The organism is Kitasatospora sp. NPDC001132 (genome assembly GCF_053598415.1).
In genome coordinates this window covers 39,835-60,576 of sequence record NZ_JBSFKF010000041.1, presented here as the reverse complement: position 1 = coordinate 60,576, position 20,742 = coordinate 39,835, and the positions used below count along the sequence as shown (strand labels likewise).

At 74.2% G+C, this 20,742-nt stretch carries 19 protein-coding genes; 11 read left to right on the top strand and 8 right to left on the bottom strand.

What is annotated here, in order from left to right; genetic code table 11:
• Window positions 1-354: 354 nt before the first annotated feature.
• From ACWDBE_RS34905 to ACWDBE_RS34890, 4 genes are all read left to right on the top strand, one after another.
• The gene (locus ACWDBE_RS34905) at window positions 355-1,791 is read left to right on the top strand and encodes an endonuclease/exonuclease/phosphatase family protein (RefSeq protein WP_449809951.1); all 1,437 of its coding nucleotides are present in this window, start codon (window positions 355-357) and stop codon (window positions 1,789-1,791) included.
• A gap of 44 nt (window positions 1,792-1,835) precedes the next feature.
• Window positions 1,836-3,845, top strand: coding sequence for a phosphocholine-specific phospholipase C (locus ACWDBE_RS34900; RefSeq protein WP_449809950.1), 2,010 nt, complete (start codon window positions 1,836-1,838; stop codon window positions 3,843-3,845).
• An 85-nt stretch (window positions 3,846-3,930) separates the two neighbouring features.
• The gene (locus ACWDBE_RS34895; RefSeq protein ID WP_449809949.1) at window positions 3,931-4,404 is read left to right on the top strand and encodes a VOC family protein; all 474 of its coding nucleotides are present in this window, start codon (window positions 3,931-3,933) and stop codon (window positions 4,402-4,404) included.
• Window positions 4,405-4,408: 4 nt separating this feature from the next.
• Entirely contained in the window at window positions 4,409-4,858 is a 450-nt protein-coding gene (locus ACWDBE_RS34890; RefSeq protein ID WP_392877756.1) for an SRPBCC domain-containing protein, read from the top strand.
• Window positions 4,859-4,971: 113 nt separating this feature from the next.
• Here the strand turns inward: ACWDBE_RS34890 and ACWDBE_RS34885 are convergent, their stop codons facing one another.
• The 3 genes from ACWDBE_RS34885 to ACWDBE_RS34875 form a co-directional block, all read right to left on the bottom strand.
• Complete coding sequence (locus ACWDBE_RS34885; RefSeq protein ID WP_449809948.1) at window positions 4,972-6,225, bottom strand: FUSC family protein; 1,254 nt, start codon at window positions 6,223-6,225, stop codon at window positions 4,972-4,974.
• A 120-nt stretch (window positions 6,226-6,345) separates the two neighbouring features.
• Entirely contained in the window at window positions 6,346-7,080 is a 735-nt protein-coding gene (locus ACWDBE_RS34880) for a polyprenol monophosphomannose synthase (protein WP_449792882.1), read from the bottom strand.
• A 127-nt stretch (window positions 7,081-7,207) separates the two neighbouring features.
• Window positions 7,208-8,770: a N,N-dimethylformamidase beta subunit family domain-containing protein gene (locus ACWDBE_RS34875; RefSeq protein WP_449809954.1), complete on the bottom strand. Its 1,563-nt coding sequence runs from the start codon at window positions 8,768-8,770 to the stop codon at window positions 7,208-7,210.
• Window positions 8,771-9,257: 487 nt separating this feature from the next.
• Here ACWDBE_RS34875 and ACWDBE_RS34870 point away from each other — a divergent pair, with 487 nt between their 5' ends.
• Window positions 9,258-11,138 carry an amino acid transporter gene (locus tag ACWDBE_RS34870; RefSeq protein ID WP_449792888.1) on the top strand — a complete coding sequence of 627 codons (1,881 nt, stop codon included), beginning with the start codon at window positions 9,258-9,260 and terminating at the stop codon, window positions 11,136-11,138.
• Between the two features lie 122 nt (window positions 11,139-11,260).
• Here ACWDBE_RS34870 and ACWDBE_RS34865 read toward each other — a convergent pair whose 3' ends face one another.
• Entirely contained in the window at window positions 11,261-11,530 is a 270-nt protein-coding gene (locus ACWDBE_RS34865; protein ID WP_449792881.1) for a GlsB/YeaQ/YmgE family stress response membrane protein, read from the bottom strand.
• 272 nt (window positions 11,531-11,802) lie between these two features.
• On the opposite strand from ACWDBE_RS34865, the gene ACWDBE_RS34860 reads away from it, so the two are divergent.
• Window positions 11,803-12,168 carry a hypothetical protein gene (locus ACWDBE_RS34860; protein ID WP_449792880.1) on the top strand — a complete coding sequence of 122 codons (366 nt, stop codon included), beginning with the start codon at window positions 11,803-11,805 and terminating at the stop codon, window positions 12,166-12,168.
• A 42-nt stretch (window positions 12,169-12,210) separates the two neighbouring features.
• On the opposite strand, the gene ACWDBE_RS34855 is transcribed toward ACWDBE_RS34860, so the two are convergent.
• Together ACWDBE_RS34855 and ACWDBE_RS34850 are read right to left on the bottom strand one after the other, a co-directional pair.
• Window positions 12,211-13,011: a HEAT repeat domain-containing protein gene (locus ACWDBE_RS34855; RefSeq protein ID WP_449792879.1), complete on the bottom strand. Its 801-nt coding sequence runs from the start codon at window positions 13,009-13,011 to the stop codon at window positions 12,211-12,213.
• 138 nt (window positions 13,012-13,149) lie between these two features.
• Window positions 13,150-13,872, bottom strand: a complete 723-nt coding sequence (locus ACWDBE_RS34850; protein ID WP_449809947.1) for a TetR/AcrR family transcriptional regulator — start codon at window positions 13,870-13,872, stop codon at window positions 13,150-13,152.
• 186 nt (window positions 13,873-14,058) lie between these two features.
• Between ACWDBE_RS34850 and ACWDBE_RS34845 the strand changes: the two genes are divergently transcribed.
• Entirely contained in the window at window positions 14,059-15,255 is a 1,197-nt protein-coding gene (locus tag ACWDBE_RS34845) for an FAD-dependent monooxygenase (protein ID WP_449792877.1), read from the top strand.
• An 87-nt stretch (window positions 15,256-15,342) separates the two neighbouring features.
• On the opposite strand, the gene ACWDBE_RS34840 is transcribed toward ACWDBE_RS34845, so the two are convergent.
• Complete coding sequence (locus ACWDBE_RS34840; RefSeq protein WP_449809946.1) at window positions 15,343-15,726, bottom strand: hypothetical protein; 384 nt, start codon at window positions 15,724-15,726, stop codon at window positions 15,343-15,345.
• Window positions 15,727-16,189: 463 nt separating this feature from the next.
• Between ACWDBE_RS34840 and ACWDBE_RS34835 the strand changes: the two genes are divergently transcribed.
• The 3 genes from ACWDBE_RS34835 (at window position 16,190) to ACWDBE_RS34825 (ending at window position 19,533) form a co-directional block, all read left to right on the top strand.
• Window positions 16,190-16,414: a hypothetical protein gene (locus tag ACWDBE_RS34835; protein WP_449809945.1), complete on the top strand. Its 225-nt coding sequence runs from the start codon at window positions 16,190-16,192 to the stop codon at window positions 16,412-16,414.
• A 1,702-nt stretch (window positions 16,415-18,116) separates the two neighbouring features.
• The gene (locus ACWDBE_RS34830) at window positions 18,117-18,743 is read left to right on the top strand and encodes a CBS domain-containing protein (RefSeq protein ID WP_449792874.1); all 627 of its coding nucleotides are present in this window, start codon (window positions 18,117-18,119) and stop codon (window positions 18,741-18,743) included.
• 139 nt (window positions 18,744-18,882) lie between these two features.
• Window positions 18,883-19,533, top strand: coding sequence for a beta-glucanase (locus ACWDBE_RS34825; protein WP_449809944.1), 651 nt, complete (start codon window positions 18,883-18,885; stop codon window positions 19,531-19,533).
• Window positions 19,534-19,699: 166 nt separating this feature from the next.
• On the opposite strand, the gene ACWDBE_RS34820 is transcribed toward ACWDBE_RS34825, so the two are convergent.
• Window positions 19,700-20,206 (bottom strand): hypothetical protein, encoded by a 507-nt coding sequence (locus tag ACWDBE_RS34820; protein ID WP_449809943.1) that lies wholly within the window; start codon window positions 20,204-20,206, stop codon window positions 19,700-19,702.
• Window positions 20,207-20,358: 152 nt separating this feature from the next.
• Between ACWDBE_RS34820 and ACWDBE_RS34815 the strand changes: the two genes are divergently transcribed.
• Window positions 20,359-20,700 (top strand): hypothetical protein, encoded by a 342-nt coding sequence (locus tag ACWDBE_RS34815; RefSeq protein ID WP_449809942.1) that lies wholly within the window; start codon window positions 20,359-20,361, stop codon window positions 20,698-20,700.
• Window positions 20,701-20,742: the final 42 nt, after the last annotated feature.

The window sequence follows — 20,742 nt, the reverse complement described above, 5'->3', positions numbered from 1 at the left end:
TGCCTTCGGTCAACTCGGTGCGCTGCTGGCCCGGCACCTGGTGACCGAGCACGGCGTCCGGCACCTCCTGCTCACCACAGCCCCCGCCGCATGCCCGCGGAAGCGTCCGAGGAGGCGCTCGAAGACACGTCCGCGGAGGCGCCCGCAGGCGCGCCCACCGAAGTTCCCGCTCCGCCCGACGCTCCGTCACGCGTCGTTCATGCGCTGGTCGCTGACCTTCGGATGAATGAGGGCGCCCGCAGTTGTACAGCCAACTGCGGCGCTCCCCTCTCCCAGCCTCCGTGACCAGCCGTACCCGGCCCCGGCGCACCGTCCCCCGGCGGGCCCCGGCCCCGGGCGGCGGACAGGACAACCGTGGCCGCAGGCAGCGCCCTGACGCTCAGCTCCTCCAGCAACCCCACCGAAGGCGACCGGCTCACCTTCCACTGGACCACCGACGTCCCCGACGCCAAGAACTGGGTCGGCATCTACGACGGCGGCCGCCAGCCCGGCAACGGCGGCTCGCTGCTGTGGAAGTACACCCCGGGCACCTCGGGCGACGTCCAGCTCGACACCTCCGCGCTGACCGGCGGCCCGTACACCGCCTACCTGCTCGCCAAGGACGGCTACGGCATCCTCGCCCGGACCGAGCCGTTCGCCTTCCGCCCCCAGCCCGCCGTCGTGCGCCCGCACGCCGCCGTCGACTCCTTCACCGCCACGCCCGTCGCCCCGGGCGCGGCCGTGACGGTCCGGCTCGGCGGACTCTGGTCCCGTCCGGCCGGAAACCCGGCCGGCTCCGCCACCTTCCGCAAGGTCGCCGGCCCGGCCTGGGCCTCCGTCAGCGCCGACGGCGTCCTCACCGGCACCGCCCCCGCCGCCCCCGGCAAGGCCCCCGAGCCGGTGGTCGTCGGCGTCAAGGACAGTACGGGCGCCACCGACACCGTCACCGTCCTCGTCCCGGTGGTCGACCCGGCCGCCGCACCGCGCCTCAAGGCCGCCGGCTGGAACCTGCACGACGCGGGCTCCGCCCACACCGACGCGCTGGAGAAGCAACTGCGCGTGGTCCTCGCCCAGGGCCTGGACGTGCTCGCCCTCCAGGAGACCGCGGGGGAGCGGGCCAGGACCCTGGCCGACGCCCTCGGCTGGTACGCCTACCAGAGCCCGGGCAGCATCGGCATCCTCAGCCGCCACCCGCTCGGCGACGTCACCCCGCCGACCGCCGAGCTGCCCGCCGCCGCGGTCACCCTGCGGCTGCCCGGCGGCCGCAGCGTCCGATTCTGGGCCGCCCACCTGGACGAGGCGGGCTACGGCCCGTACGCGGTCCAGGACGGCCGGACCGCCGCCGAGGTGCTGGCCGCCGAGAAGGGGTCGCTGCGGCTGAAGCAGGCCGAGGCGCTGGCCGCCGCCGTGCGCGCGGACATCGCCCGGCGCATCCCGGTGGTGCTGGCCGGCGCGCTCTCCTCGCCCTCGCACCGGGACTGGACGGCCGCCACCGCCGCCGCCCACCAGGGGGTCGGCGCGCTCGCCTGGCCGGTCACCGTGGCCCTCCAGGACGCCGGCCTGACCGACGCCTTCCGCGAGGAGTGCCCCGACCCGGTCAAGGCCCCGGGCAACACCTGGTCGCCCACCCGCAAGCAGCGCGGCGACCGTCCTGAGCCGCAGGACCGCATCGACTACGTCCAGTACGCGGGCCCGCTGAAGCTGGTCGAGGCGCACACCCTGGTCGCCGACTGGCCGCAGCCCGAGCCCGGTGCCGCCGCCAACGAGTGGCCCTCCGACACCGCCGCCGCGGTCGCCACCTTCCGGCTCTGAGCTCCCAGGCTCCCCGACTCCCAGTTCCGAGAGGCCAGTTCGTCATGCCCGAGCTCTCCCGCCGCACCTTCGTCGGCGCCACCGCGGCCGCCGGCGCCACCGCCCTGACCGGTCTGACGGCCACCCAGGCCGCCGCCGCCCCGGCCCCCGCGCCCGCCGCCGCCGGCGGCGCCAAGCCGACCGTCCCGCTCACCGGCACCGTCAAGGACGTCAGGCACGTCGTCGTCCTGATGCAGGAGAACCGTTCCTTCGACCACTACTTCGGCACCCTGGCCGGCGTCCGCGGCTTCGGCGACAAGCAGGCGCTCCAGTTCCCGGACGGCACCGACGTCTTCCGCCAGCCCGACAGCCGGCGCAGCGACGGCGGCGTGATGCTGCCGTACCGGATGGACACCGCCAAGTACAACGCGCAGAACGCCGGCGGCCTCCCGCACGACTGGGCCACCGGTCACCAGGCCATCAACAACGGCGCGATGAACAAGTGGATCGCCGCCAAGGGCGAGCGCACCATGGGCTACTTCACCCGGGACGACATCCCCTACCAGTACTCCCTGGCCGACGCGTTCACCGTCTGCGACGCCTACTTCACCTCGCTGGCGGGCCCGACCGACCCCAACCGCCTCTACCTGTGGACCGGCACCTCCGGCCCCGGCCGCGACGGCACCACAGGGCCGTGGATCGACAACACCCCGGTCACCGACAACCCCGTCGCCGACTGGACCACCTACGCCGAGCGCCTGGAGGCGGCCGGCGTCAGCTGGCGCGTGTACCACAACCCCAGCAAGGACGACCGCACCGGCGACTACGACGACAACGCGCTCTCCTACTTCAAGCAGTTCCACGACTTCCCGCACGACGACCCGCGTTACGTCAACGCGATGACGAAGTTCGACCCCGCCGACTTCGACCGCCACTGCAAGGACGGCACCCTGCCGACCGTCTCCTGGCTGGTCGCGCCCTACCTGTTCTCCGAGCACCCGGAGGCCGGCCCGGCCTACGGCGCGCACTGGGTCGACCAGGCCCTGCAGTCGCTGATGTCCAACCCGGAGGTCTGGCGGCACACCGTCTTCCTGGTGATGTACGACGAGAACGACGGCTACTTCGACCACGTGGTCCCGCCCACCCCCGAGCCCGGCACCCCCGAGGAGTTCACCCAGGGACGGGCCATCGGCCTCGGCAACCGGGTGCCGCTCTGGGTGATCTCGCCCTGGTCGCGCGGCGGCTGGGTCAACTCCCAGGTCTTCGACCACACGTCCGTGCTGCGCTTCATGGAGCTGGTCACCGGGGTGGCCGAGCCCAACATCTCGGCCTGGCGCCGGGCCGTCTGCGGGGACCTCACCAGCTGCTTCGACTTCGCCGCCCCGGAGCACTCGATCCCGGCGCTGCCCGACACCAAGGCGCTGATGGCCAGGGCCGACGCGGGCACCAAGCTGCCCGGTGTCGCGCTGCCGGCGGTCGGCGCCCAGGCGATGCCCGTCCAGGAGCGCGGCGAGCGCCCGCACCGCCCGCTGCCGTACCAGCCGTGGGCCGACGTCGAGGTGGACCGGAGGACCGGCAAGGTCACCTGCACGATGAGCAACGACGGCTCGGTGGCGTTCCCGTACGCCGTCTACCCGAACATCCTGCTCCCCTTCGCCGGCACCCCGTACACCGTCGCCCCCGGCGCCACCGCCCGGTACGTCTGGGACGCCGCCACCACGGGCGGCCGCTACGACTTCACCGTGCACGGCCCGGACGGCTTCGTCCGCCGCTTCGCCGGCACCGTGGTGCGCGACGGTCAGGACGGCCAGAACGACATCGGCGTGCCGATCGTCACCGCCGACCTGCGCGGCGACCGCAAGCTCACCCTGCAGCTGGCCAACGACGGGATGACCGACGTGGCCTTCACCGCCGCGCCCAACGACTTCGCGGGCACCGCGCAGACCGTCTGGGCCAAGCCCGGCAGGCAGGCCAACCTGGCCTGGCCGCTGGACAAGCAGGGCCGCTACGACGTCATCGTGACCGCCCACACCGGTCAGCGCTTCGTCCAGCGCTACGCGGGCTGGGTGCACTGACGCGAGGTCGGCCGGGGGCGCCGATCCGGTGACCCCCGGCCGTGGCTCGGCCGCCGTACCGGACCCCGCCGTTACCGTCGGGCGCATGCAGAAAATCACCACCGTCCTCTGGTTCGACGACCGGGCCGAAGAGGCCGCCGCCTTCTACACCTCCCTGTTCCCGAACTCCCGGATCACCAGGACCACCCGCTACGGCGAGGCCGGCCCCCGCCCGGTCGGCTCGGTGATGACCGTCGAGTTCGAGCTGGCCGGCCGCGAGTACACGGCCCTCAACGGGGGCCCCGAGTTCCACTTCACCGAGGCGATCTCGCTCCAGGTGGAGTGCGAGGACCAGCAGGAGGTCGACGCACTCTGGGCGGGACTCACCGCCGACGGCGGTCAGCCGGGCCCGTGCGGCTGGCTCAAGGACAGATACGGCCTCTCCTGGCAGATCACCCCCCGGGTGCTGCTCGACCTGGTCGCGGGCGAGGACCGGGCCAAGGCGGACCGCGTCTTCGCGGCCATGCTGCGGATGCAGAAGATCGAGATCCAGCCGCTGCTCGCCGCGGCCGAGGGGTGAGGCCGTGACCGCCCTCAGCCACCGCGGCATCACCTACCTGCGTGCCACCCCCGAGCGGGTCTGGCACGCGCTCACCAACGCCGACGAGTCCGGCCTCTACTGGGGCCACCGCAACGTCTCCACCTGGCTGCTCGGCGCGCCCTGGGAGCACCAGCGGACCGACGGCTCCGGCATCGCCGACGTCACCGGCACGGTCGAGGCGGTCGACCGCCCGCACCGGCTGGTCACCACCTGGGCCGGGCCGCAGGAGGACCGGGCCGGCTGGCCGTCCCGGGTCACCTTCGAGATCCAGGGCTGGCAGGACCTCACCCGGCTCACCGTCATCCACGAGAACCTCGCCGACGAGGCCGCGCGGGCCGACGCCGAACAGGGCTGGTCGGCGGTGCTCGCCAATCTCAAGACCTACCTGGAAACCGGCCACCCGCTGCCGCAGCAGCCCTGGCTGATGCCCTGACCGCAGCGCTCCGGGGAACGGCGCCGAGCGGGAAGCCCCGGGGAACGGCGCCGGGCCCGCCGGCCGGGACCCGGCGAAGCGCCGGGCGGGACACCCCGGCAACGGCGCCCGGCCTACGCCGCCGGGCGCTGCGCCTTGACGGAGGACCGCCCGCCGCGGGCCCGCTCGCCCCGCAGCAGGCGGCGCAGCGCGGCATAGCGGGAGAACCGCTCCCGGTTCGCCACCGAGGCCCGGTCCAGCTCCTCCATCAGCCGCCGGCCGCGGTGCTCCAGGTCCATCTCGTCCAGGATGCGGTCCACCTCGGCCAGTATCGAACCGTGCAGCTGCCAGGCCTCCGGGTGCTCCTGGACCTTGCGCAGCAGCAGCTGGGCGACGTTCTCCCGGCAGGTCCACGCGGCCGCCAGCTCGGCGGTCAGTCGCTCCTCCGCCTCCTCGGCGTTGCGGCTCACCTGAGTGGTCACCAGCACCGCGTAGCTCACCATCGCGCCGCCCACGTGCGCCAGCAGTTCCTCGAGCTCCACCGCGACCTCCGGCGGGAAGAGCCGTTCATCGGGTCCGCGCCGCTTGGCCAGGTCGGTCAGCGAGCGGGCCAGCACGCGGATCACGACGACGCAGATCTCCAGCGTGTCCAGCCCGGTGCGCAGCACCAGCCGGGACAGCAGCCCCTCGCTGATCCGCGGGTTGAACCGCAGGCTGTCCTCGGCCTGGCGCAGCGCCGCGTCCACGTCGGCGATCGCCTGGTCGAGCCGGCGGGCCTCGTGCAGCCGCTCGGCGGCCCTGGCCACCGGGGTGGGGCGGCCAAGCTCCTCGGAGATGTCCAGCAGCAGCTGGCGGGCCCGCCGGGCGAGGTCCTCGATCGACTCCCCGGCGGTGTCCACCCAGACCGGTGGCGCGAACAGCAGGTTGAACAGCAGGCCGACGGCGGCTCCGATGAGCGTCTCCAGCACCCGGTCCCAGGCCTGCGAGGCCAGCTTGGTCACGCCCAGGATCAGCATCGCGCTGATCGCGACCTCCTGGACGAACTCCTCGACCCGGACGAACCGGCCGACGACCAGTGAGGCCAGGATGATCAGCCCGAGGCTCCACCAGGAGAGCCCGACCACGGAGCTGAAGCCGATCGCGATCAGCACCCCGACCACCACCGAGTTGACCCGCCGGATGCTGGTCTTGAGCGTCGAGTAGACGGTGACCTGGACCACCAGCAGCGCGGTCAGCGGCGCCGTCAGCGGGGCGGGTTCGCTGCTCAGCCGCGTCGCCACCGCGTACGAGATGGTGGCCGCGACGGTGGCCCGGATGGTCTGGACCACGAAGGGGTCTCGGGCGCTGCGGCGGACCAGGTCCTTGAGGGTCTCCGGGAGAAGGGCCATGTCGCCCTTCTTTCCCCGAAGCCGCCGTTCACACCGCTCCCGGGACCTTCCGGCACCCGTACGCCCGCATCGGGCCGGGCCGGTGCGGGCCGGGCCCGTGCCGTGCGCCGCCGGTACCCGCTAGTCGTCGCGGTTGAAGCGCAGCTTCCAGGGCGCCAGCGCGGACTCGACCTGCACGCCCATGCTCATCTTCGAGGCGCCCTCGATCCGCTCCTCGAAGCGGATCGGCACCTCGCGGATGGTCATGCCCTGCTTGACGACCCGGTAGTTCATCTCGACCTGGAACGAGTAGCCGTTGCTCTGCACGGTCGGCAGGTCGATGGCGCGCAGGGTGTCGGCCCGCCAGGCCTTGAAGCCGGCCGTGGCGTCCCGGACGCCGAGGCTGAGGATCGCGTTGACATAGAAGTTCGCCCAGGCGGAGAGCGCCTTGCGGTGCCAGGGCCACTCCTCGGCGGTGGAGCCGCCCGGGACGTAGCGCGAGCCCAGCACCACGGCGGTGCCGTCGGTGAGCAGCGTCTCGACCATCGCGGGTATCGCGGAGGCCGGGTGGGAGAGGTCGGCGTCCATCTGCACCACGACGTCGGCGCCCTCGTCCAGCGCCTTGGCCATGCCGGCCAGGTAGGCGCGGCCGAGGCCGTCCTTCTCGGTGCGGTGCAGCACGCTCACGGTGCCGCCGGAGTCCACGGCGAGCTTGTCGGCGATCTCACCGGTGCCGTCGGGGGAGTTGTCGTCGACCACCAGCAGGTGCAGGTTGGGCACCGGGAGCTCCGCGAGCAGGCCGGCGAGGACCGGGAGGTTCTCCCGCTCGTTGTACGTGGGGACGACCACAACGACCTTGGGGGAGGCCTCGACCATGTTCTGTTTCCCTCGTGCCTGCTCCGGATGGGACCGTGCGAGTGTACCGGGGGTGTCGGGCGCCGCCGGCCCCGGCTCAGGGCGCGGGCGTCCGCACCGGCGCTCACGGCCGGCCGAGCCGGGCCCGCTACGCCGTGCCGTAGACGACCGCGAGGTTGTCCTGGGCAGGGTGGGTCCGGCCGGCCGGTCCGGCCGCGAAGGCGCGCAGGACGTTCTCGGTGACCTGGCGGACCAGGTCCCCGGCGTGCGAGTCGATGCCGTGGTCGGCCTTGCCGCCGCCGGGGCCGCGGGCCTCCAGCGCCTCGACCCAGCGCATCGTCCCGGTGGCGAACACCCCGGCGCCGCTCGGCACGGTGTAGTAGGCGGTGTCGGAGTGGGAGCGGCGGCCGTCGCAGACCACGGGGGAGTGGGCGATCACCTCGATCGGCCGCGGGGTGGGAAAGCCGGTGTCCACCCGGTCGTACTCCACCCCGACCAGGTGCGGGAACGACGCGCCCGCCGCGACGCCCGTCCCCTCGAAGGCCCAGTGCCCGGGCGAGGTGACCACGTACGGGGCGTCCACCGGGTAGCCGTCGTAGATGACGCCGAGCATCGAGCTCTCCGGGTCGGCGCCCGGGCCGACCCTGAAGTCGGTGGTCGCCGGGGCGCCCGACCGGTGGCCCGGATCCTGCGCCCACGCGTCCTTGTAACAGACCACCGTGCGGTCGGGGCCGAGCTCGGTCGGCTCGAAGCGGACCCGGCGGAAGCAGCAGTTGGCGCCGAGGATCGCCAGGTTGGTCCCGGCGTCCCGGGCCGCGACCACGTTGGCCCGCTGCTCGGGCGACCAGTACTCGTCGTGGCCCAGGGACAGGACGGCGCTCGCCCCGGTCAGCAGGCCGGGCTCGCGGGCCACGTCGATGCCGGTGGTGTACGCGAGCGGCAGGCCGAGCCGCTCGGCGAGGGCGACCAGCGGCGCCTCGTAGACCAGGAACAGCCCGGCGCCGTGGTCGTAGTCGTACGGCCGGTCGAAGACGACCTGCAGCGAGCGGGTGGCCAGGCCTCCGGTCGGGCCGTTGTAGAGGCTGTAGCCGCCCCACTCGTTGTAGGCCTGCCAGGTCGCCGGGGCGCTCATGATCACGGTCCGGCCGGCGGTGCTCGCCGAGCGGACGGTGAGCGGGACGTAGCGCCGGCCGGAGCCGTCCTCGGCGTCCAGGCGCAGCAGGTAGGCGCCCTCGGGCCAGCCGGCGGTGTCCACCGCGAGGGTGCGCTGCCAGCCGGTCAGCACGGTGCGGGTCGCCGGGTCCACGTGCGGCGCGGCCTGCTTGCCGCCGGGGACGTGCTCGCGGCGCCAGACCAGCCGGGCGCGGGCGCCGTCGTACCAGCCCATCCGGTAGGCGGAGACGGTGAAGGCGGCGGCGGAGGTGGAGACGTGCAGGCCGAAGGACTCCCCTGGCAGGACGCTGACCCGGTCGGCGAAACCCTCGATGGCGCCGTCCGGGCCGGGGTCGGTGATCTCCCAGTCGGGGTTGCCGGGCAGGGAGCGCTCGCTCGTCGGGCCGGTGTGCCCGTCGGCGACCGGGCCGCCGGAGGCGGGGGCGGTGGCGCCGGGTGCCGCGGCGCCGGGTGCCGAGGCGGCTGCCGGGGTGGAGGGGCGCGGGTCGGTGGCGGGGTCCGGGCGGCGGGGGCCGCAGGAGGTGACCGCGGCCGCCATCAGGCCCAGGCCCAGAACCCTCCGCCGGCTCGGCTCCACCACCGCGACCTCCCTGTTTCCCTCGTCCGTGTCCGTGCCCCGTGTTCCGTGCCCCGTGTTCCGTGCCCGTGGCCGCCCCGGCCGGGCATGTCGGGTGCGCGGACATCCTCGCGCGTTTCGCGAAGCCGGTGTAGGCCGCCGCGCCGGATCACGGGGTCTCGCGGGGGTGCCGCCCTGCGGGGGTGAGGCCTGGGACGGCCCGCCACCGGGGAGGGCCGTACGGGCGCACCCGGGTGTGTCGGCCCGCGCGCTTGCCCGACCCCGGCGATCACGTCCCCTAGCCTGACCAGGCCCGCCGTCCGGCGGCCGCAGGGGGCCCGGAGCCGCGCGCCCGGCCGAGTCGTGGACAGGGGTGCACGTGGTGTCTTCGGGGTCGGCCGAGCAGGGGGCGGTGCCTTCCTCCCGGGGTGGGCGGTTCCGGGCCTGGCTGCTGGAAGGCCTGTCCGACATGGCCAAACAGCACCCCGGCCCGCACGCCGAGCCTCAGCAGGAGAAGGGCCAGCGCTGGTGGCGGGTCATGTGCCTGACCGGCCTGGACTACTTCTCCACGCTCGGCTACCAGCCCGGCATCGCCGCGCTCGCGGCCGGGCTGGTCTCGCCGCTGGCCACCATCGTGCTGGTGATCGTCACCCTGCTCGGCGCGCTGCCGGTCTACCGGAGGGTCGCCCAGGAGAGTCCGCACGGCCAGGGGTCGATCGCGATGCTGGAACGGCTGCTGTCGTTCTGGCAGGGCAAGCTCTTCGTGCTGACCCTGCTGGGTTTCGCGTCCACCGACTTCATGATCACCATCACCCTGTCCGCCGCCGACGCCAGCGCCCACCTGGTGGAGAACCCGCACCTGCACAGCGCCCTGGCCGGCAGGCAGATCTCGCTGACCATGATCATGATCGCCCTGCTCGGCGCGGTCTTCCTCAAGGGGTTCAGCGAGGCGATCGGCCTGGCCGTGGTGCTGGTCGCGGTGTACCTCTCGCTCAACGTCGTGGTGGTGGCGAACGGGCTGTGGCACGTGCTCAGCGCCCCGCACCTGTTCAGCGACTGGACGGACGCGCTGACCGCGGAACACGGCAACGCCATCGCGATGATCGGCGTCGCCCTGATCGTCTTCCCGAAACTGGCGCTCGGCCTGTCCGGATTCGAGACCGGTGTCGCCGTGATGCCGCACATCGAGGGGGACCCGGACGACACCGAGGAGAAGCCCACCGGCCGCATCCGTGGCGCCCGCAAGCTGCTGACCACCGCCGCCGCGATCATGAGCGTGTTCCTGATCACCACCAGCTTCATCACCACGCTGCTCATCCCCGAGGACCAGTTCAAGACCGGCGGCCAGGCCAACGGGCGGGCGCTCGCCTACCTCGCCCACGAGTACCTGGGCAGCACCTTCGGCAGCGTCTACGACCTCTCCACGATCGCCATCCTCTGGTTCGCCGGGGCCTCCGCGATGGCCGGGCTGCTCAACCTGATGCCGCGCTACCTGCCGCGCTACGGCATGGCCCCGCACTGGGCCCGCGCGGTGCGGCCGACCGTCATCGTGCTCACCCTGATCGCCTTCCTGGTGACCTGGATCTTCGACGCCAACGTGGACGCCCAGGGCGGCGCCTACGCCACCGGCGTGCTGGTGCTGATCAGCTCCGCGGCCATCGCCGTCACCATCGCCGCCCACAAGGCCGGGCAGCGTCGCTGGCGGGCCGGCTTCGGAGTGATCTCGGCGGTCTTCCTCTACACCACGGCGGTGAACATCGCCGAGCGGCCGGACGGCGTCAAGATCGGCGCCTGCTTCATCGCGGGCATCATGCTGGTCTCCTTCCTGTCCCGGCTCAAGCGCGCCTTCGAACTGCGCGTCACCGACGTGGTGCTGGACGAGGTCGCGGAGCGGTTCGTCCGGGACTACACCCACCGCCCGCTGCGGCTGATCGCCAACGAGCCGAACAGCCGGGACCTCGCCGAGTACCGTGACAAGATCCACCAGATCCGGCGGGACAACGACATCCCGGCCGAGGACGACCTGGTCTTCGTCGAGGTCACCGTGCTCGACCCGTCCGACTTCGAGGCCGAGCTGACCGTGCGCGGCGAGGTGCTGCACGACCGCTACCGGGTGCTGTCGCTGGAGAGCTCCAGCGTGCCCAACGCGCTGGCCGCCCTGTTGCTGCGGGTGCGCGACCTCACCGGGCAGCAGCCGCACATCTACTTCGAGTGGACCGAGGGCAACCCCTTCGCCCAGTTCCTGCGGTTCTTCCTGTTCGGACAGGGTGAGATCGCCCCCGTCACCCGCGAGGTGCTGCGCGAGGCCGAACCGGACCGGGCCCGCCGCCCGGCCGTGCACGTGGGCTGAGCGGGCCCGGGCGTGCACGTGGGCTGAGCTGCCCCGGGCACGCACGTGGGGCGGGTCGTCCCGGCCGTGCACGTGTGCTGAGCCGTCCCGGCCGTGCACGTGGGGCAGGTTGTCCCGGCCGGTCAGCGGCTCGGGTGCGACCTGCTCCAGGCGGGGGCGACGATGGCGACCAGGGCGACGGCGAAGGCGAGTTGCAGGATGTGGCGGATCCAGTCGATGCCCGAGGTGTGGCGGACGCCGATCCAGCCGGAGACGGCGTTGCCGAGCCAGGCCCCGGCCGCGCCGAGCAGCATGGTCAGCCACCAGGGGATCGACTGCGGTCCCCGCAGGATGAGCTTGGCGATCACGCCCAGCACGAAGCCGATGAGCAGGATCCACAGGAGTTGGAACATCGCAGTCCACCTTCCGAGCGCTCCCCGGGCCGGCGGCCGGGTGCGCCGTATCGCCGATGACGCGGTTCGTCCCATGATCACCCGGATCGGGTGAACGGGCACCTCGGCGGGGGATCGCGCAGGCCAGCGGCATCTCGCTGGACCGCCGTCGACAGGGATGGGCGAGAACGAGCCGCAGGCGGGGCCGGAAAGTCGCTGTCCGCCGTCCGGGCCGTACGGGTAGGAATGGGCGGGACGCGGACGGGCCGCGTCACCGAAAGGAGCCGACCCTCGTGACACGCCTTCGTTCCGCCGTCCTGGCCCTGGGCTGCACCGCCGCCGCGCTGACCCTGACCGCGGGAACGGCCCAGGCCGCGCCCGGTGACACCAGCACCGTCTGCTCCTCCTCGCTGACGCCGGGCGGCTACGTGGACGTCCAGTGGTGGAACAGCGCCGGCTGCGGCTCCGGCTTCAACCCGAACACCAAGAAGATCATGCAGCTCACCGGCTACCCGGTCGGCACCGTGGTCAACGCCTGCGCCTCCACCTGGCCGCCGGCCGGCTGGACGATCGTGAGCACCTTCTACGGCTCCGGCTGCAACTACTCCGCGGTGCCGAGCCTGGAGAAGAACTCCTGGCAGCTCAAGCGCGTCTCCTGACGGAAACGCCCGACCTGTTCCGATCCGACGGCGGCCGGGGCCTCAGCGGTCCCGGACCGCCGCGACGGCCTCGCGGACGCCCGGATCCGGGTCGTCCGCCAGACTGTCCAGCAGTTCGGCGACACCCGGGGTCGACCAGCGGCAGACGGCCCAGACCAGTTCCCCCCGCACCGCCGGGTCCGGGTGGGCGGCCAGCGGGGCCAGACGCTCCAGAGGGCCGCGCCGGCGCAACCCGAACCAGTGCAGCACCGAGCGCAGTTCGGCCGGATCGCCCGGTACGCCGGCCGCCGCGATCCGCGCGAGCAGCACGGGGACGGGCGGCGGCGGGCCGTCCAGCGGGTGCGGGTGGCGCTCGCGCAGTCGGCGGGCGCCGTACTCGCCGTAGATGCGGCAGCCGAAACAGGTGCACGGCCGGGTGCCGTGGGCGCCCGGGAGGTAGCGCCAGCCGGTGACCTGCGGTACGGCGCGGACCCGGTGCACCTCGCGGGCCCCCACCGCGCGCGGCAGGAACACCTCCCAGCCACGCGGGTCGGCCAGCGTGCCGATCCGCCGGACCGCCTCGGCGGCGCGCAGCGGCCGCTGGGTGCCCCGGTCGCGGTCGCGGTAGTGCCCGGCCAGGACCTCCTGGTCGTCGTCCAGCCGGAGGTGCACCGCGACGAGCGCGCCCTTGGGGTGGAACCGGGCCAGTTCGCGCAGCCACTGATGGGTCAGCGTGTACGAGGGCAGCACGGGGAAGCAGTACACCCCACGCGCGCCGCCCTGGCCGTGGCTGTCGGCGCGGATCCCGGCGCGGCGGATGCGCGGCGCGTTGGCCGCGGCGGTCAGGTGCACGAACATCGCCATGAGGCGCGATGGTAGCGAGTGAACGGGCGGCGCTCCGAACGGTTTTCGGGGAGCGGACGGGCGAGGGCGAGGGCGGGTCGGTCCGGCTCGGCGGGTCGAGGGTGGGCGGGTCGGCCCGGAGGGTCGAGGGTGAGCGGGTCAGCCCGCGTTCGCGCGGGGCTCGGCTCGGGGCCCGGTCCGGCGCTCGATCAGGGCGGCCAGGCCGTCCAGGATGCGCTCCAGGCCGAACTCCAGCGCCTGGTCGCGGCCCTCCGGGTCGGCCATGGCGGCGGCGACGGCCGGGAAGCGGTCGGCGTGCTCCCGGACCACGGTGCCGAGGGCGGCCAGGAGTTCGGCCTCGGGGGTGCCGGCCGGTCCGGCGGCGCGGGACTGCGCGGTGATCCCGCGCACGTGCCCGGTGAGCAGGACGGCGGCGTCCATCCGTTCGGGGCCGGTCAGCCCGTGGCCGTCGAGCGCCGCCACCGCCCGCTCCAGCCAGGCGAGTTCCCTCGGGCCGAGCGCTCGGGCTCCGACGGTGGCGTCCAGCAGCCACGGGTGCCGGGCGAAGGACTCGGCCAAGTGGTGGGCCCAGGCGGTGAGTTGTTCCCGCCAGCCGGCACCGGTGGGTGCGTCCGGAGGTGCGCCGACGGCCGACTCGACCATCAGGGCGATCAGTTCGGCCTTGCCGGGGACGTACCGGTAGAGCGACATCTTGGTGAAGTCGAGCAGCCCGGCCACCTTCTGCATGGAGACCGCGTCGAGCCCCTCCGCGTCGGCGACCTCGACCCCGGCAGCGGCGATCCGCTCCAGGCTGAGGGCCGGCTTCGGGCCCCGGGTGGGCCTGGCCGGAGGACCCCAGAGCAACCGCACGGTGTCGCTCACCGACTCGACCATCATCCACTCCCGTCCTGGGCCCCTGCGGGGTGTGCCGCCCCGGGCTTCCGGCCGGGTGTCCGTCCATGCCGCGACCTGGGGGGTTGCCCATCCGATGCAACTGTGTCTACCGTACACAGCAACGAACAGTGTCCGCCAGACACAGTTTCACGTTCCTCGGACGGAGTGGTTTCCATGAGCACCAGGGTCCTGATCTCGGGCGCGAGCATCGCCGGTCCCGCGCTGGCCCACTGGCTGGGCCGGTACGGCTTCGAGGTGACCGTGGTCGAGCTGGCGCCCGCCCTGCGCGACGGCGGCCAGGACGTCGACTTCCGCGGCCGCACCCACCTGACCGTGCTCGAGCGGATGGGCGTCCTGGAGGAGCTGCGCGCGCTCGGCACCGGCGGCAGCCCGATGACCTTCGTGGGCCCCGACGGGCGCGGACTGCTGCACCTGCCCGCCGAGTTCGCCGGCGGTGACCTGGAGGTCCCGCGCGGCGAGCTGGCCCAGTTGCTCCACCGGCACAGCGCCCGCGCCGAGTACGTCTTCGGCGACGCGATCACGGAGCTGGAGGAGACCCCGAGCGGGGTCCGGGTCGCCTTCCGGCACGCGGCGCCGCGCGAGTTCGACCTGGTGATCGGCGCCGACGGCCTGCACTCCAACGTCCGCCGGCTCGCCTTCGGCCCCGAGCGGCACTACGTCCGCCACCTCGGCTACTACGCGGCCACCTGGCGGCTGCCCAACGAGCACGGGCTGCCGGTCGGCGCGGTCGGCCTCAACGTCCCCGGCCGGCTGATGTCCGTCGGCGCGGCCCACCGCGACCCGGCCCGGGCCGGCGCGTTCTGCCTCTTCGCCTCGCCCGAACTGCGCTACGACCGCCACGACCCGGCAGGGCAGAAGGCGCTGGTCCGGGCCGCCTTCGCGGGCCTCGGCTGGCGGGTCCCACAGCTGCTGGAGAGTCTGGACGCCGCCCCCGAGCTGTACTTCGACTCGATCAGCCGCGCCGACGTGCCCGCCTGGTCGACCGGCCGGATCGCCCTGATCGGCGACGCCGCCTGCGGCGCGACCATCGGCGGCATGGGCACCGGGACGGCGGTGGTCGCCGCGTACGTCCTGGCGGGCGAGCTGGCCCGGGCCGACGGCGACCACCGCGCCGCCTTCGCGAGGTACGAGCGGCTGCTGCGCGGCTACGCGCAGGGCTGCCAGAAGGGCGGGGACCGGACCGGGCCGTTCCTCGCGCCGCGGACGGCCACCGGGCTGCGGCTGCGCAACGCGCTGCTCAACCGGCGCTGGGTGCTGGAGCGGATGCTGGAGCTGGGCAAGCAGGTCAGCAGCGTCGAACTGCCGGACTACGAGCGGGAGTCGGCCCGGCGGCGGTTGGCCACGGGCTGAACGGGGCGGGGCCCCAGGTGCGGACGGGGCCTCGGCGTGGACGCGGCCCCGGGTGCTGAGGGGCTGCTGGCGGGCTGCGGACGGGCTTCAGTGTGGTGGGCTGATGCGGGTTCCGTTGTCGAGCAGCGCCTCCACCTGGACGGCGGCCCGGGCGGGGCGTTCGACGGCCAGGGTGCGGTGCGGCGTGGAGCGGTCGGCGGACCGGTCCGGGCCCTTGACGGCGAGCCGGGTGACCCGGCGGCTGCCCGCCGCGAGCAGGAACTCCGATCCACGCGGGGAACGCCACCAGGCCCAGAACACGGTGTCCCGTTCGGAGCGGCTGCACGTCCGGCCCGATCCGCCGCCGGTACGCTGCGGGCGGCCGGAGCCCGGCAGCAGGACGGCGGTGGCCGCGCTGCCCGCGCCGCCCCAGCGGTCGGCGCGCAGGCAGACCCAGGAGGCCGAACCGGCGTTCTGCGGCAGCGGCTGCACGGCGAAGACCCGGAGGTCCAGTTGCCTGACGCCCGGTGCGCGGTCGGGGGCGGCGCAGCCGGCCCGGGACCAGGCCCGCAGCGGGTCCTGGGCGGTGGCCTCGCGCGGCTCGGGGGCGGGCGGGCGGGGCGTGGTCGGCCTGGGTGCGATCGGCCTGGGTGCGGTCCGGTGGCGGGGCGTGGGTGAGGTGGGTGGGGATCAGGCCGCCCACGTCGGTCGGCAGGAACGCGTGCCGGTCGGCGACCACGGGGGAGGAACGCAGTTGGAGCAGGGTGGCGCCCCGGCAGCCGGGGGGACCACCGGCCGGGGTCGGGGCTGTGAGGCCGTCGGGGTGGTCCAACGAGCGCGCGGGGGTGTCGGGTTGGTCCAACGGGCTCGCGGGGGTGTCGGGTTGGTCGATCCGCCGGGTCTCGGCCGAGTCCACCCAGGGCGCCAGCAGGTAGCGGACGGTGGCGCCCCAGGGGTGCAGGACCACCGCGCCCGCCGTGGTGAGGTCCGCGTCGTCGGCCCGGGCGAGGTCCGACTCGGCGTCCTGCCCGTCCCGGCCGTCGGTGGAGCGGGCGATCCGCCCGCCGTCGTGGAACACCACCACGCCGGTGCCGTCCACCGTCCCGGCGAACAGCAGGTGCAGGGAGCGGTGGGCGGAGCCGGGTCGGTGTTCGGCGTGGGTCCGGGCGCCGGGCCGTGACCAGGCTGCCAGGGCCCGGCCGAGCAGCGCGCCGTCCGTGCTCCGCTCGCCGCGGGTCGGCCAGACGGTGAAGCCGACCCGGGTGGTGTGCTGCCAGGCGCCGGCGGCGACCCGGACCAGGTGGGAGGGGTCGGTGTCGGACCCGGGAGCGACACCGTCGCCGGACGGCCGGGCACCGCGGGGAGGGAGCCGCCCAGGACGCCCGCCGTGGTGGTGAGTCCGAGCACACCGACCGCGGGCACGGCCGTCAGCGAACGGCGACGGCAGGTCGGTGGGCTGTACCCGGACGGCGCGCGGGTCGAAGGCCGGCGGCAGCGGGTCCGAACCGGAGGGGACCTGTCCGGCCATGGCCATGGCCACCGCCACCGCCGGGTGCGCCGCTCCGGCTGCCGCAGCACCTCGGCGGCCCGTTCCGGGCTCAGCCCCTCGACCGTCCGCAGGGCGAAGGCCGCCCTGTCCGGGGCGGAGACCGCGGCGAGCGGGTGGTCGACTTCCGCGTCTTCCTCGCCGCCGTTCGGGGTGAACAGCCGCAGGCCCCGGACCCATGGCGTGAGGAGGCGGGCGGCCGGGTGCGACCGGAGCGCGGTGCGCAGCACCCGCAGACGCAGTGCGGCGTAGACGGCGTCGTCGTCCGGGGCGTCGGAAGGTTCGGGAGTGGACGCCTCGGCGACGGTCGGCCGGGGAGACCGGGCCCAGCGGGTGGCAGGGTGCGCTGGACGGCGGCGTGGGTGGCGAGCACCCGGCTGTGCCGGTCGCGGTCGGCGGGCAGCGCCAGGTGCGCGAGCCGGACCGTTCCTGCCAAGGAACCCTCCCGGTAGCCGTGGTGCCGTCGTGGTGGACAAGCGACGAGTCGATCATGTGATGGTTGCGCCGCCCGGGGAGATCGGCGGTCATATGACGGGTGTGCGGCGGGCCCCTGGGGCAAGGACATCCGGCGCGTGCCGGCGGCCCTCCCGCCGACGAGCAGCGGTGGATGCTCCGCCCGCCTGGTCGACGGGGGTTCCCGGGCCGTCGACACGCTCGTCGACCGGCTCGCGGCGGACCGCAACGTCTCGCTCGCGGCGGTCGGGGAGACCGCCTCGCGCCGGCTGTACGGCCGGGACTCCCGGGTCCGGCACGGTCACGCCCGGGTGACCTCCGGTGTCGGGGCGGACCACGGGAGCAGACGCGGTCCCGCCACGACCCGAACGCCGTCGACCCGTACTCGGGCGGCCGCCGGTTCGGCCGGATGACCGGCGGGCACCGGGAAGCCGGGCGGCGACCCCGGCGTGCTCGTGCCGCAGGCCCTGGAGGGGGTCGTCCCCGCGGCCGGCGGCAGGATCGCTGCGGCCTTCGTGGCGAGCCCGTGCGGTCGGGCCCGCCACTCCGGACGCGGGACGCGGGGCGCCGGGTGGGCGGACCCCGATGTGCACGGCCAGGCGCTGCGGAACACGTACGGCCGGAACGGCTGGTCCTGCGGCTCCACCACGGCCTCCGGCCGGTGCCCTCCCCGCCTGTGGGGCGACCGTCCGCCCCTGACCGCTGTCGGGAGCGCGTTCGCGGGCCGAGGCCCAAGGTCCCACCCGTTCGGCCCCTTGGCCCCTGGCGATCCCGGCCGCCACGAGCGATGCTGCCGGTACCGGCCGGGACGACCCGTGCCCGGTCGGACCAGCATCGTTGGACGAGGTGAACCGGCGTGCGGCATGCCACCGTCGAATCCGTGATGACCAGCCCCGTGGTCCTGGTCTCACCCGAGACCGGATTCCGGGAGATCGTGGCGCTGCTGAGCGAGTACGACATCACCGGCGTACCGGTGGTGGACCCGGAGGGGCGGCCGCTCGGCTTGGTCTCGGAGGCCGACCTGCTGCGCACCCTCGCCGCGCAGGAGGACCCGGCCAGCCTGCTGCCGGCGCCCGAGTCGGCCCAGGCGGGACCGGACGGCGAGGTGACCGCGGCCGACCTGATGACGGCGCAGCCGGTCTGTACCACGCCGGACACCAGCGTGGTCGCGGCGGCCCGGCTGATGAGCCGGCACGGCCTCAAGCGGCTGCCGGTGCTGGACGAGGAGGGGCGGGTCATCGGCATGGTCAGCCGCGGCGACCTGCTGCGGGTTTTCCTGCGCGAGGACGCGGTGATCCGGCGGGAGATCGTCGAGGAGGTGCTGGGCCGGATCGACGGGGTCAGCCCGGCGGAGATCGGGGTGGAGGTCAACCAGGGGCGGGTGGTGCTCAGTGGGACGGTGCCCGAACCCCACCTGGTGCCGATCGTGCTCAACCTGTGCCGCTCGGTGGACGGGGTGGTCTCGGTGACCGACCGGCTCGCGGCCGGTGGCGCGGCACCGGTCGGCTGACCGGCCGCGCCAGCACCGAATCGCACGTTCGTCCCGGGCTCGAACTATGCGCTTCGCATACTGCGGAGGGTATCGGGGAACTCACTCTGTGTGCCCGGCGTGCGGACTGCCGGGACGCCGGAGCTTCGGGGAGGCGGCCGTGACAGTCGTGTTCGACGCGGACTTCACTTCAACCAGCCAGTGGACCGCCGGGCGCAGCAGCGCCTATCCCCGGATGGGGCCGACCAACAGAAGCGACCACAAGCTCGACTACCTCAGCCGCGACTACTGCCCCGGCGGGGTGTTCACGGCGGTCAGGCGGCACAGCGGCGGGCTGTGGAGCTGCAGTCTGCTGACCACCGAGGGCAGTCCGGAGGGCTTCCAACTCCGCGCCGGGGACGTGCTGTCGGCGAGCGTGACGCTGCCCGTCGAGCTGGGCGCCTGGCCGGCGATCTGGACCTGGCGGGACGGCGGCAACGAGGTGGACGTCTTCGAGTACCACCCCGACAACCCCGACCTGCTGGAGATCTCCAACCACGTGCGGGGCGGCTTCCGTTACTGGCACGGCGCGAGCGCCGGGATCGGGCCGGGAGCGACGTTCGACCTGCGGGTCGTGCTCGGCGCGAACTCGGTGGACTGGTACGTGGCGGACGAGCTCGTCTACGCGGACCTGCACGGGGTCGGGTCGACGTGGCACGCGTACCTGATCGTCAACATGTCAGTGGCGGACGGGACTTACCACGACCGGCCGCCGTACGGCGGGCCGGACCGGCTGAGCTGGGTGTGCCACGGCCTCCAGGTCGAGCGTTGAGCGTCCGGCGCGGACGTGCGGTTCTGCGGCTGAGTGTGCGGGGGGGGGGGGCGTGCGGCGGGGCGTGCGGCGGGGCGTGTGAATTCGGCGGCTTAGTGTGCGGCCGGGGTGCGTGGCCCGGCGGGTGTGCGGGGCGCGGCGGGTGCGCGGGGTGGGGTGCTGGTGCCTACGGTTCGCGGGGGGCGAAGGAGGCGGTGATCGGGCCGCGAGGGGCGAACCCGCCGAGTGGGTCGAGCGGGGTGAGCAGGTTGTGCGGGTCGCGGGGGCCGCGCGGGCCGGAGCGCTGGAACCAGACCGCCCGGCGGTGCGGGCCGATGTGGGCGGGGTCGGTCACGTAAAGGTCGTCGCGCGGGGCGCGCTCGTTGCCCGGGGCGAGTGCCGCGTCCACGGCGCGGTCGGCGATCGAGTTCAGCAGCGCGGTGGCGGTGGTCTCGGCGGCAGTGGGCGCGATGGCGAGGGCGGTGAGCTCGGCCCAGAGTTCGGTGGTGACGTAGTCGATCGGGGAGTGGCCGAGCGTGGGGTGGGGGCGCGGGTCGGGATGGTGCCGCAGCACCCCGGCGGCGACGAGCTGCTCGGGGGAGCGGTCGTCGTCGGGCGCGTGGCCGACCGTGAGCGGCGGGACGGCGGACGTGGGCGGTGGGGCGGAGGACATGGGCGGCGGGTGGTGGGTCACGAGCGGCACGCTACCCGGGGCGCACGCCGGATCGAGCACCGGACCGTCGTCCCGGACTTCCCTCACGCCGCTTTCACTGTCGACGGGCGCACGATGGTGGTAGGCGCTGCTCACCTCGGCGGGCCCCGGCGGGGCCGGAGGAGGAGGTCCTGATGAGGTACTGGCACGAACACAACTACGTCGGTGGCTGGGGCATGGGGCTGATGGTGTTCGGGATGCTGGTGGTCCTGGTGATCCTGGTGCTCCTCGCGGTGGCCCTGTTCCGTTACGTGTCGCACACCCGGCAGCCGATCCCGCCCGGGCGGGCGGTTCCGGGCGCCGGTGGGCCGGGGGCGGGCGGAGCACAGGGCTGGGGCCAGGTGGGGCAGGGGGGCCAGGGGCCGGCCGCGGAACAGCTGCTCGCGGAGCGGTTCGCGCGGGGTGAGATCGACGCGGAGGAGTACCGGCACCGACTGGACACGTTGCGCTCGGCGAACGGGCCGGGCGGGGACTGAGCTGGGTCGGCTCGGGACGCGGGGCCTCGGGGAGGCGGACCT